This is a genomic window from Herbidospora sp. RD11066, assembly GCF_054661255.1.
Genome location: NZ_BAAGDO010000010.1, coordinates 280,851 through 292,997, shown reverse-complemented (window position 1 = coordinate 292,997; position 12,147 = coordinate 280,851). Strand labels below are relative to the sequence as shown.

Here is a 12,147-nt window from a genome sequence, read left to right as displayed (position 1 = left end):
CAATGAGGAGATCGAACATCCTTTGGCGCCCGCTCGACAATTTCTTGTGACTCAGCGCTCTCAGGCGCTCATCGGGTCGCTCGGCGTGCGGACGTCACCCTCACGGGCGGCCAACGCGTTGGCGCGCATGATCTTCGTTGTCGGGTGGTCGGCTCCCAGGACGCGCTCGCAGTCAACCAGGGTCTGTTCACAGAGGAGAATGGCGCGTCCCAGGTCTCCACCATGGTGGTAGGCGCCAGCGAGATTGTTGTGGGAGTGCAGGGTGTGGGAGTGGTCGCCGCCCAGCACACGCACCCGGTCGGCCAGCACCTGCTCGTACAAGAGGATGGCCCTGCCGAGATCCCCCGCCTCTTGATAGGCGGCGGCGAGATTGTTGCGGGAGGTCAGAGCGTTGGGATGATCGCGACCTATCACTCGCGCGCAGTCGGCCACGTTCTGCACATACAGAGGGATGGCCCTGCCCAGATCCCCCGCCTCCCGATAGGCGCTGGCAAGGCTGTTACGGGCACCCAGGGTTTCGGGGTGATCGCCGCCCAGCACCCGCTCACTGCCGACCAGGGCCTGTTCAAGCAGGGGGATGGCCCTGCCCAGATCCCCCACCACCCTGTAGGCGAGGGCAAGGTCATTACGGGAGGTCAGAGTGTCGGGATGCTCTCCGCCCAAGACCTGCTCCCGGTCGGCCAGGTTCTGCTCCAGAAGCGGAACGGCCCGGCCCAGATCGGCCAGATCCCTGAGGTGGCTCCCGCACCAGGCGCGTAAGGACAGCAAGCGTTCGCGAAGGTCGTCGGAGGCGGTGGCCAGGGCATAGAGGGCGGCGGTCTGTTCGACCAGCATCTCGACGGCGGTGCGGGCGGTCCAGATGGCTGCGCCGCCGGGGATGTGGTCGTTGAAGCAGTGCAGGAGGTCGACGGCGCCGTCGAGCACCTTCACCAAGCGGCTTTCACCGCTGTCGGCGCCGCCGGCTCCGGTTGCGGTGAGGTGCGCGCGTTCGCGCAGGACACGGCTGGTCAGGCGGTGCATCAACACGGTGGTGCCGTCCTCGCTGAAGCTGATCAGCGAGGTGTCGGCCAGATCGGCCAGCAGTCGGTCGATGGTCTCGGCGTGGGCGAGGTCGGGTGTGGTGGTGCCGTAGAGGATCGCCCGTGGGACACCGGCCTCCGACAGCACGGCCAGCAACTCCAGCAGGTCCCGCGCGTGGGGGGTGACCTGGTCTATGGACAGCAGGATCGCGGCCGCAGCCCCGTGGGGGTATTCGCCATGAGGCTGGGGCGGCAGGTGCCGGTGCAGCGGGTATTCGCGCAACAGGGTGAGGTAGGCGGGGTAGGTCAGGCGGCGCCGGTGGATGTAGGCGCCGGCCTGCCCCAGCGCCAAAGGCAGATGCCCTAGTTCGGTGGCGACCTGCTCGGCGCCCGGTGTGGTGTTGCCGGTGCGCTGGTGCAACAGCGCCACCGACTGGTCTGGCGAGAAGACACCGACGTCGATGGCGGGGAACAGGGCGTAGAAGGCCTGGTTCCGGGTGGTGATCAGGATCCGGGTTGATCCGGTGGCCGGGCACCACGGCCGCACATGGTCGACCTGGACGGCGTTGTCGAACACCAGCAGCGTCGGTTGATCGGCGGCCGCCAGCCGGTTCCGCGCCTTCACCGCGGCACTGCGCGCGTCATCTTCCCCGGAGAAAAGGCCGAGGCGACGCGCCAGCCCCGCCAGGCCGGTGATGATCTGGTCTTCGGTCTCGGCGTTGATCCAGGCGATGACGGGCCAGCCCTCGCGCTGGCAGGCCCAGGCATAGGAGGCGGCCAGCATGCTCTTGCCCACCCCCGGAGTGCCGGTGATCGCATCGCCCACCGCCGGACCTCGACCCACGATCCGCTCACGCACGCGTGTCAGCAGGTCATCGCGCTCTTGGAACGCGTGCGGCTGCCGAGGGACATCACCTTCGACGACCTGCCCAACCGGTGGAGGCGGCTGCGGCAGGTTGAAGGTCACCTCGTTGACGGTCAGGTCACCAGCGGCCTGATACGCCCGGCCCTGCCCCGAGACGGAGGCCTCCAACTGGACCGACTCACCGAAACCCCGGCCTGTTTCCCGGCCGGCATCGCATCCCCCCATGGCGCCATCATCACCACGACGCCGCATCCAGTCGGGCCGAACGCGAGAACCCAACGATCCCCACTAATAGCCACAGACAGACCCGAAAGGGCACCGTATGAGGTTGGCCGTCGGTTCATCGGCACCAGATGAGCAGAGGGACCAGCCGTGCCCCGTGGCGCCTCGGGTGATCCCTCGGCCAAGAACTCGGGCCTCGCACCCGCCCAGCCGCTTCGGCGTGCCGATCGCGATCAATCCGCAGGCCGCCTCGTGGCAGGATCCCTCCATGCCCCCTGTGACGCTCCGTCCCGTCACCGATGACAACCGCGCCGAGCTCGCAGCCCTGCGCGTCACCCCCGCCCAGCGTGAATACGTCGCGAGCGTCGCCGACTCGTTCGCCGACGCGGAGCGTTACCCGCAGGCGATGCCCCGCTACTGGGCGATCTACGCCGCCGACACCCCCGTCGGCTTCCTCATGATCAGCGACGGCGTCCCGCCCGGCGACCCGGAGATCCTCGGCCCCTACTACCTGTGGCGTCTCCTCATCGACGCCCGGCACCAGGGGCACGGCTACGGCCGGGCCGCCCTCGCCGCGCTGGTCGGCTACCTGGCCACCCGCCCCGCGGCCACCGAGCTCCTCACCAGCGTGCAGCCCGGCGAGGACGGCTCCCCCATGGGCTTCTACCTGCGTCTGGGCTTCCAGGACACCGGAACCGACCACGACGGCGAACGGGTCCTGCGGCTGCCGCTGACCGGCTGATCAGTTGCGGCCGTTGCGGCCGTCCCACGGGTTCATGTCCTGCTGATTTCCACCGCCCTGGTCGTTCCCGCCCTGGTCGGTCGTGTTCGGGTCCACCGAGGTCACGCCCGGGTCGGTCGGCTGGTCGTAGCCGGGGTCGAAGCCGTCCGGCGGGCGCTGGCCGTATTCGTCCCAGGGGCGGTCGCCCCAGTAGTCGAACTCCTGCTGCGCTCCGAACCGCGACTGGTTGATCGGCGTGAACGGCGTCGCCGGGACGCCTTCCAGCGCCGCCATCATGGTCGCCTTCCAGATCGGGCCCGGCACCGTCGCGCCGAAGACCGAGCCGTACCAGCGGCCGCCCATCGTCACGTTGTTGAGCTTGTGGGTGCTGGCGCCCCGGGGGTCGGCCAGGCTGACGGCGCCCGCGAGGTCGGGGGTGTAGCCGGCGAACCAGGCGCTCGACTGGTTGTCGTTGGTGCCGGTCTTTCCGGCCGCCGGGCGGCCGATGCCGCCGACGCTCGACATGGTGCCCTTGGTGAAGACGCCCGACAGGATGTCGGAGGCGGCGTCGGTGACCTCGGGGTCGAGGGCGTCCTCGCACTTCGGCTCGAAGGTGGTCTTCTTGCCGTCGCGGTCGGTGATGGCGGTGATCGCCATCGGGGTGCAGTACTTGCCGCGGGCGCCGATCGCGGCGTAGGCGGAGGCGACGGTGACCGGGTCCATCTCGTTGATGCCGAGGGTGAAGGTCTCGTACTCCTGGAGCTTCTTGCCGTCGGCGCGCTTGATGCCGAGCGACTGGGCGGTCTTCACCGTCTCGCACAGGCCGACGTGGGCCTCCAGCGTGAGGAAGAAGGTGTTGATCGAGCCCCACGTGCCGGTCTGGAGGGTCGTGTGGCCGGGTGAGCCCTCGTCGTTGGTCACGCTGTGCGAGGGGTCGCCGACCGCGTTCCCGGCGCAGTCGGTGAACGTCGAGGGCGACGGCGCGTTGTAGGAGGCGCCGACGTTGAAGCCGTCACTCAGGCGCATGCCCTGGTTGAGGGCGGTGAGCAGAGTGAACGTCTTGAACGTCGATCCGGCCTGGACGCCGCCGAGGCCCCCGTGGGCGCGGTCGGCGACCACGTTGTAGTCGAGGTTGTTCCGGCTGGCGGCCATCGCGCGGATCGCGCCGGTGCCCGGTTCGACGAGCGCCTGGGCGGCGACGGGGCCGTCCTTCGGGCCGACGTAGGCGGCGATGCCCTTCTGGGCGGCGTCCTGCATGGTGGCGTTCAGGGTGGTGCGGATGGTCATTCCGCCCTGCTTGAGCGCCCTCTCGCGGTCGGCCCTGGTCTTGCCGAGGCGTTTGTCGGCCAGGAGGTCGGCGGAGACGTACTGGCAGAAGTAGCGGTATTCGCTCGTGTCGCAGCCGCCGGGGATCGGGACGCTCTTGTAGCCGAGTTTGGTCTTCTTCGCCTTCGCGGCGTCGGCGGCGGTGATCTTGCCGAGTTCGGCCATGCGGTCGAGGACGACGTTGCGGCGGGCGACCAGCTCGTCGCGGTTGCTCTTGCCGCCCTCGGGGTCGGTGGAGGTGGGCAGGCGGACCGCCGCCGCCAGGGTCGCGGCCTGCGGCAGGGTCAGCTTGGCGGCCGAGACGTTGAAGAAGCGCTTGGCCGCGGCCTGGATGCCGTGCGCGCCGGCGCCGAAGTAGGCGATGTTCAGGTACTTCTCGAGGATCTGGTCCTTGGTGTACTTCTCCTCGACCGACAGCGCGTAGCGGAGCTCGTTGAGCTTGCGCACGTAGCTGGGCGCCAGGGCGGCGTTCTTCTGCTCGTCGGTGGTGGCGCTGTTGAGCAGGACCTGCTTGACGTACTGCTGGGTGATGCTGGAGCCGCCCTGGGCGACGCCGCCCGCGTTGAGGTTGGCGGCCAGAGCCCGGATGGTGCCTTCGAGGTCGATGGCGCCGTGCTCGTAGAAGCGGTCGTCCTCGATCGCGACGATCGCGGTGCGCATGATCGGGGCCACCTTGTCGATGGTGACGATCTCGCGGTACTGGTCGTAGAACTGGGCGATGCGCTTGCCCTCGGCGTCCAGCAGCGTGGTCTTCTCGGCCAGCGGGGGCTCGTTGAGTTCCATCGGGCTGAGGTCGATGGCGTCGACGGCGCCGCTGAGGGCGATGCCGACGGGGACGCCGATGCCTGCGGTGAGCACCCCGGCGGCGATCCCGGCCACCAGCAGGGCGGGCATGTTACGCAGGCGCATCAGAGTTTCCCGAGGCCACGGGCCGCGATCGTGGCGGCCTTGGCGATCACGGACTCGTCGGCGGTGCCGTTCTTCGCGGTGCGGTTGGTGTAGATCGCCATGATGATCGGTTTCGTCGAACCCTTCGGCCAGATGATCGCGTAGTCGTTGGCGGAGCCGTAGGTGCTGCCCGTGCCGGTCTTGTCGCCGACCCGCCAGGTCTTGGGCAGCCCGGCGCGGATCCGGTTGTCGCCGGTCTCGTTGGCGACCAGCCAGGCGGTGAACGTCCGGCGGTCACCGGCGTCGAGGGCGCCGCCCACGGTGAGCTTCCTGAGGTCCCCGGCGATCGCGGCCGGGGTGGTGGTGTCGCGGGGGTCCCTGGGGGTCCAGTCGTTCAGGCCGGGCTCGGTGCGGTCGAGGCGCGAGACCCGGTCGTCGAGGCCCCGGAAGTAGCGGGTGAGGCCCTTCGGGCCGCCGACCTGCTTGAGCAGCAGGTTCGCGGCGGCGTTGTCGCTCTGGGTAACGGCGGCCTTCGCCAGCGCGGCCACGGTCATGCGGGCGCCGACGTGCTTCTCGGTCTCCGGCGAGTGGGGCAGCAGGTCCTTGCGCTTGATGAGGATCCGCTTGCCGAGGATGTCGGGCTTCTTGTCCAGGACGGCCGCCGCGAGCACCCCCTTGAAGGTCGAGGCCAGCGGGAACCGCTCCCCCGACCGGTAGGCGACGGTCTTCCCGGTCGCGGTGTCGATGGCGTACACCCCGATTCGGCCTTGGTAGGAGGACTCCAGCGCGCGCAGATCCGCGACCGCCGACGGCGGCGCGGTGACGCCGCCGGAGAGCAGGGCGAGGGACATCACGAGTGGAAGCATGCCGGTGAGTCTGTTCTGTCAGCGTAAATACCGTCAAAGACAGTTGAAGACTACATTATGCATTCATGGCATAATCCCAGCTCGTGGACCTACTCGCGGCCTGGAGAGTGTTCGTCAACGTGAGCGAACGCGGCAGCTTCACCGAGGGCGCCGCCGCCTCCCAGGTCCCCCAGCCGGTGGCCAGCCGCCGCATCGCCGCCCTGGAGGCGCACCTCGGCGCCAAGCTGTTCGACCGGTCCGCGCGGGGCGCCCTGCTGACCGACTTCGGCCGTGACCTCCTCCCGTCGGCGCAGCGCCTGCTCCGCCTCGCCGACGACATGGAGTGGGAGGCGGGCCAGGCCAAACTCAAGCCGCTGAGGCTGGCGGTCCCGGAGATCTGCGCGGTCCGCGACCTGGCGCTGTTAACGGTGGAGGCGCGCCAGGAGGGCGTCCACCTCGACGTGGTCCCGGCGGGGGCCGCGATCAGAGCCGAGCTGGCCCGCTCGCGGGAGGTCCGCGCCGCCCTGGTCGTCACCCCGGAAGACGGCGCGACGTGGACGGTCGACCTGGGCCTGGCCGGCGTGGCCGAACCTCCGGGTCCGGTCGTGTACGTGGAGAGCCTGCGCCCCGCCCGCGCCGACAGATCCGGCCATCGGCGCAGGATCTGGATCCAGCCCGAAGACGACGTACCGCACATCAGAGACCGCCTGTTCCGCGTCAGGGACGGCGCCGGGCTCCTCCCCACGCAGGTCGCCGTGGCGTCGTCGCTGACGACCGCCGCCGCCGAGGTGATGGTCTCGGCCGACCTGCTGCTCTGCTCCCCCCGCCAGGCGGCCGAACTCGGCCTCGAATGGCGCCCGATCGGGGAGCTGCGGCTCGTACGCGGGTACGCTGTCGCTTCCGCCATCGGGGACGACGCCGAGCGGGTTCGGGGATGGCGTCGGGTGGCGACCTGCCTGGGGGTTGACGCGTGATCCGTGAGGTGCGCCGGATGCTCGACGAGGGCGGGCTGCGGGGATCGTTCCTGGTCCGCGACCTGCGCACCGGCGAGGAGATCGGCATCGACCCCGAGGTCGAGTTCATCACCGCCTCCCTCGTGAAGATCCCGCTGGCCGTGGCCACCCTGGAGCGCATCCGGCGCGGCGAGCTCGACGGCGCGACGCGGCTGACCGTCGGCCCCGGCGCCCGCCACTCCCCCGGCCCGACCGGCGTGAGCCGCTTCCGCCACCCGGCCGAGATCGCCGTCGACGACCTGCTCCTGCTGACGATGTCGGTCAGCGACAACACGGCGGGCGACGCCCTGTTCGAGCTGACCCCGCCCGCGATGGTGGCGGGCCTCCTGGAGGAGTACGGCCTGCGCGGCATCTCCGTCAGGCACACCCTGCGCCACCTGACCGACAGCCCCGTCGAACACCTCGGCGGCCACCTGGCCCACGTGCTCGCCATCGAGGGCGGCACCGCCGGGCGCGGCCACCCGGTGCCCCAGCTCGACGTGACCCGCGCGTCGTCGGGCACCGCCCGCGCCTTCGTCGACCTGCTGACGGAGTTGTGGCGGCCGTCCAGGATCGACCCGTGGGTGGCCGGGCGGGTGCGCGAACTGATGGGCGACAACGTCCTGCGGCAACGCCTGGCCCCCGACTTCGCCTCCGACCTGACGACGTGGTCGTCCAAGACCGGAACCATGCTCAACCTGCGCCACGAGGTCGGCGTCGTGGAACACGCCGACGGCCAAGCCTATGCCGTCGCGGCCCTGACCGAGTCGCGGGTGGCGGCGGTCCGCCAGCCCGGGGCCGAGGCGTTGATGGCCCAGGTCGCGCGTGCATTACGGGACGAAATCCGCTCGCGCTGACCTCCGCGCCGCTGCCATGATCGCGAACGATGAGCAGCAGATTACGGGCCATCGCCCGCGAAACCCTCGACGTCGTCGAGAACGGCCGATACCGGGCGCCCTCCGGCCGCTGGATCGACGTCACCGTCGACCCGGCCGCCAGCCGCCTCCACCTGCCCGGCGAGCCCCTGTCCCGCTCTGGGGACACGACCCCGGTGATCGAGGTCGTCAACCAGACGACGCTGGAGGCGACCGCTTCCCTGGGCGGCGACTTGGCCTGCCTCGTCTTCGCCTCGGCCAAGAACGCCGGAGGCGGCTTCCTCAACGGCGCCCAGGCGCAGGAGGAGAGCGTCGCGCGGGCCTCGGCGCTGTACGCCTGCCTGACGGCGGCCCGCGACTTCTACGACTTCCACCGCGCCCAGGGCGATCTCCGCTACAGCGACCGGGTGATCTACTCGCCGGACGTGCCGGTGTTCCGGGACGACAGGGGCGACTTCCTGGAGCGGCCCTACCGGGTGGCCTTCCTGACCTCGGCCGCACCGAACGCGGGAGCCATGGCCAGGACCCAGCGCGAGTCCCTGGGCGAGGTCCCCGGCCTGCTGAAGGCACGGGCCGCCCGCGTTCTCGACGTCGCGGCGGCCCATGGCCACCGGAGACTGGTGCTGGGGGCGTGGGGGTGCGGCGTGTTCGGCAACGACCCCGAGGTGGTCGCGACCGCCTTCGCCACGGCCCTCACGGGACCGCAGCCCTTCGATCTGATCAGGTTCGCGGTACTGGACCGGCACAAGGGCACCCCGACCCATTCGGCGTTCGCCCGGATCCTGAGAAAATAAAGCCCCTGACGAAAATGCGACAATGCCCTTCCGCTGGCCTCCGCCGCCCGGAATGACCGGCTTATAGTTGCCACTGCGCAATCTTTCCCTGGCCCCATCGGCTGCAGAGAGGTGTGCGGATATTGGCCTCCAGCGTCTACCACGTCGGTCGCGACCTCGAGCTCAATCTCACCGAGCCGGATCTCGGGCACCCCGGATTACCCGGTCTCTGGGAGGAACTGCTCGCCGAGAGAAATCGCCCGGTTCCCGAACGCCAGCTGCAGTGCATGGAATGCCGGGATCAACGGCCCTCCTGTCCTGAGTGGATGTTCCTCACCGAACGGCGGGGTGTTCGTTTCGCCACTCACCACAATCCGTCGATTCGAGATCACCCGTCCCGCGAGAGCGATCAGCACAAGGCGTTCAAAGAACGGATCGCCAAGGCGGCGATTCTCGGTGGATTCACCGCCGAAATCGAAGACCGCGCCAGGAACGGCCGCCGCCGGACCGATGTGCTCGTCAGAGGCGCCGGCGGCCTGCTCGTGGGGCACGAGGTTCAGTTGGCCGACGTCGGCCTCCCGTCCGTCCGGAGGCGGACCCGGCGCGCCCGCGCCGAGGGCATCACACCGTCGTGGACGACCGTCGATCCGCAGCGCGACTTCATCAACCACGTCCCGTGGGCGCAGACCGACGACTTCCCGTGGAAGTACATCGCCGAGGGCGGCGACCTGCAGATCCGGGGCGGCGTCCGGGCGCTGCGCATGACGCGCTGCAACGTCCGCAATCCCGACCCATGTCCGACTCGCGGCCACGGGAGATGCCTGCAGCTCCACGGCACGTGGATCCCCCACTTCCCCTACCTGCTCGACGACCTCGTGCGCGACACGGCGGCCGGTGCGTTCGTGCCGGTGATCGTCGCCGGGCGACGGCGGAACCGCCGATGGTGGGTCCGGCCTCAGGACCGTGACCGCTACGCCGAATGCGGCGGCGGGATCGTCACGGAGGACGACCTCCTCCGCGCCCGCGAGCCGAAGATCGTGGCTCCGCGTCCTCTCGACGACGACTGCCGCTTCGGCCAGGACGGCGGGGTCCGAACCGCGCCACGACCGGGTCACGACGATGACGACACCGACCTGGCGGTGATCACCGAGACGACGCCGTGGCCGTCTCCTCCCCCGAGGCCGGTGATCCGCCGAGGGGTGTGCGGCAGCGGATCCGGACCGTGCGGCCACTCCCCGGCCCGGCTCTACGCCTGCGGCTGGCGCTGCGAGGAACACCGCCCAGGTCTCCGGTGACCCGGCAAACCGTTGGTCCCCGCCGACACTCCGGTGGCATAGTGCCCGGATGATCCGGATTTCGACGGCGCCTGCGCCCCACGTGGCCGTCGGCCAGAAGACCGGCCGCCTTTCGGAGCATCTCCACCGATGACCGACGAGTTCACGACGAAGGCCACCTACGGCCAGGTCTTCGCGGTCGCCCAATTCCGGGCCCTGTTCGCCGCGCGCCTGCTCGGCGTCATGTCCGACACCCTGCGATCGGTCGCCTTGGCGGTCCTGGTCTTCGACCGGACCAGCTCGCCGCTGCTCACGGCGGTCGCGTTCACGATCGGGTTCCTGCCCCAGGCCGCCGGTGGCCTGTTCCTCGCCGCGATGGCCGACCGTTTCCCGCCCAGGACCCTCATCACCTCCGGCTACGCCCTCCAGGCCGCGGTCGGCCTGCTGCTGGCGTCCGGAAGGCTCCCCATCGGGCTCGGCCTGGTTCTCGTCGCCGCCGTCGCCTGCCTGACCCCGGTCATCACCGGCGCGGCGGGAAGAGTGCTGGCCGGGATCCTCACCGGTGACACCTACGTGCTCGGGCGTTCGCTGAACTACCTCGTCGCCGTCGGCGCGCAGCTGGTCGGCATGGCGGCGGGCGGCGCGCTGGTCGCGACGCTGGGTGTGGAGTGGACGATGCTGCTCACCGCCGGAGCGCATCTGCTCGCCCTGGTGATCAGCCGCCTGTTCCTGGCCCGGACCGAGCGCCCGGAACGATCGGCGGGTTCGATCGTGCGTAGGACGTTGCAGGGGAACGCCGCGCTGTTCGCCGCGCCCGGCGTCGCCAGGCTGATCCTGGTGCAGTGCCTGCCCGCCGCGTATCTCGCCGCGGCGGGCAGTCTGCTCATCCCGTACTCCGAGCAGCGGGGGTTCGGTCCGGTGGAGACCGGGCTGCTGCTGGCGGCCACGTCGGCCGGGATGCTGGCCGGGGACATCGTGGTGGGCCGGGCGTTCGCGCCCGCCGTCCGGGAGCGGCTGGTGCCGCCGCTGCTGCTGGTCATGGGGACGCCGCCGATCGCGATCGTCCTCGACCCGCCGCATCCGGTCGCCGTCGCCCTGTACGTCGTCACCGGCATCGGCTCCGCCTACCTGCTCGGCCTGCAACGACGCTTCCTGGAGGCGGTCCCCTCAGCTCTCCAGGGTCAGGGGTTCGCGGTGCTCAACACCACCACGATGACCGTTCAGGGGATCGGGCCCCTCGTCTTCGGCGGGGTCGCGGAGTTCCTCACGGTCGGCCACGCCATCGCCCTGACGGGAATCGGCAGCGTCGTCACGACCCTTGTCCTCCTGCGGAAGGGCTGGCCTCCGTCCAGCCCGCCGACTTGATCGTGCTCTCGTTGAGCAGGCCCGTCAGGCCTCGGTAGGTGCCCGCGGTGATCGTCATGCGGTCGCCGATGACGGTGCTGGTCTTCGGGTCGAAGATCATCTCGTACTCGAAGGTCACGCCGCTGCCGTCGATCATCTCGCCGTCGCCGACGATCGCCACGCCCTTGCGCCCGTCAGGGGCGGTGACATCGGACTTCGAACGGACTCCGGGGACCTCGGCGAGCAGCCGGAACGCCTCCGCGCGCTCCTCCGGCGAGACGGGCGCCTCGATGAGGAAGACGTAGGCCTGCTGGATCTTGTTGGCCACGCTGCCGCCCTCGCGGGGGAACATCCGCTCCTTCAGGGGAGCGCTGTCGGGGACCCGGCGGCACTTCTCCCGGAATTCCGGCTTTTCGCACATCTCCTTCGCCTGCGCCAGGTCTTCTTCGGTGACGACCCGTTCGTCCCAAGGGCCGTCGGTGGTGCGGTAGGTGATGGAGTCGTCGTTGTTGGCGACCTTGAAGGTGTCCGGCGAACCGGCCTGCTTCCAGGCCGCCTCGTCCTGCTCGCCCAGGGGCTTGGCGGCCAGCTCGCGCTGGTAGATGTTCTCGGTGCCCTCCTTCGCCGCCCAGCGGTCGAACTGCTGAGAGGCCAGGATCGTGTACGGCTCCCCGCCCGCCACCACCCCGGTCACGCTCTGGATCATGTGCAGGCGCCAGTACCTCCCTTCGGGTGAGGTGGCCGCGGTCTCGGCCGCCGCCAGGAGGATCGACCTGGCCGACAGTTCGGCCGGTTTCTGCGCGACGGGCGGGGGCGGGCTCTGGACGTACAGAAGAGAGAGCACCGCCGCCGCCGCGGCGAGCAGGCCCGCCGGGACGAACACGGGCCAGCGCTTGCGGCGTGGCCGGGTCTCGGCCGCGAGACGGGCTTCGATGCGGGCCTTGAGCTGCGCGTCGGGCCGGGGCTCCCCGTAGGCCTCGCGCACGATCTTGAGGTCGTCCAT

General features: G+C 70.2%; 10 protein-coding genes. 6 read left to right on the top strand and 4 right to left on the bottom strand.

The window, feature by feature from the left end:
- Positions 1–60 precede the first annotated feature (60 nt).
- Entirely contained in the window at positions 61–2,109 is a 2,049-nt protein-coding gene (locus ACYQ78_RS32715; protein ID WP_459804808.1) for a tetratricopeptide repeat protein, read from the bottom strand.
- A 265-nt stretch (positions 2,110–2,374) separates the two neighbouring features.
- Between ACYQ78_RS32715 and ACYQ78_RS32710 the strand changes: the two genes are divergently transcribed.
- Positions 2,375–2,848 (top strand): GNAT family N-acetyltransferase, encoded by a 474-nt coding sequence (locus ACYQ78_RS32710; protein WP_459804807.1) that lies wholly within the window; start codon positions 2,375–2,377, stop codon positions 2,846–2,848.
- Here the strand turns inward: ACYQ78_RS32710 and ACYQ78_RS32705 are convergent, their stop codons facing one another.
- Both ACYQ78_RS32705 and bla read right to left on the bottom strand, forming a co-directional pair.
- A complete protein-coding gene (locus ACYQ78_RS32705; protein WP_459804806.1) occupies positions 2,849–5,062 on the bottom strand; it encodes a transglycosylase domain-containing protein in 2,214 nt (737 codons plus the stop codon).
- Positions 5,062–5,907 (bottom strand): class A beta-lactamase, encoded by an 846-nt coding sequence (gene bla, locus ACYQ78_RS32700; protein WP_459804805.1) that lies wholly within the window; start codon positions 5,905–5,907, stop codon positions 5,062–5,064. The genes ACYQ78_RS32705 and bla overlap by 1 nt, the downstream gene beginning before the upstream one ends.
- 83 nt (positions 5,908–5,990) lie before the next feature.
- On the opposite strand from bla, the gene ACYQ78_RS32695 reads away from it, so the two are divergent.
- From ACYQ78_RS32695 to ACYQ78_RS32675, 5 genes are all read left to right on the top strand, one after another.
- Positions 5,991–6,860 (top strand): LysR family transcriptional regulator, encoded by an 870-nt coding sequence (locus ACYQ78_RS32695; RefSeq protein WP_459804804.1) that lies wholly within the window; start codon positions 5,991–5,993, stop codon positions 6,858–6,860.
- A gap of 17 nt (positions 6,861–6,877) precedes the next feature.
- Positions 6,878–7,735 carry a serine hydrolase gene (locus ACYQ78_RS32690; RefSeq protein WP_459804831.1) on the top strand — a complete coding sequence of 286 codons (858 nt, stop codon included), beginning with the start codon at positions 6,878–6,880 and terminating at the stop codon, positions 7,733–7,735.
- 29 nt (positions 7,736–7,764) lie between these two features.
- Complete coding sequence (locus ACYQ78_RS32685) at positions 7,765–8,547, top strand: TIGR02452 family protein (protein WP_459804803.1); 783 nt, start codon at positions 7,765–7,767, stop codon at positions 8,545–8,547.
- A 305-nt stretch (positions 8,548–8,852) separates the two neighbouring features.
- Positions 8,853–9,821 (top strand): competence protein CoiA family protein, encoded by a 969-nt coding sequence (locus ACYQ78_RS32680; RefSeq protein ID WP_459804802.1) that lies wholly within the window; start codon positions 8,853–8,855, stop codon positions 9,819–9,821.
- A gap of 129 nt (positions 9,822–9,950) precedes the next feature.
- Positions 9,951–11,165, top strand: a complete 1,215-nt coding sequence (locus ACYQ78_RS32675; RefSeq protein WP_459804801.1) for an MFS transporter — start codon at positions 9,951–9,953, stop codon at positions 11,163–11,165.
- On the opposite strand, the gene ACYQ78_RS32670 is transcribed toward ACYQ78_RS32675, so the two are convergent.
- The gene (locus ACYQ78_RS32670) at positions 11,110–12,147 is read right to left on the bottom strand and encodes a CU044_5270 family protein (RefSeq protein WP_459804800.1); all 1,038 of its coding nucleotides are present in this window, start codon (positions 12,145–12,147) and stop codon (positions 11,110–11,112) included. The two genes, ACYQ78_RS32675 and ACYQ78_RS32670, sit on opposite strands and share 56 nt — an antisense overlap.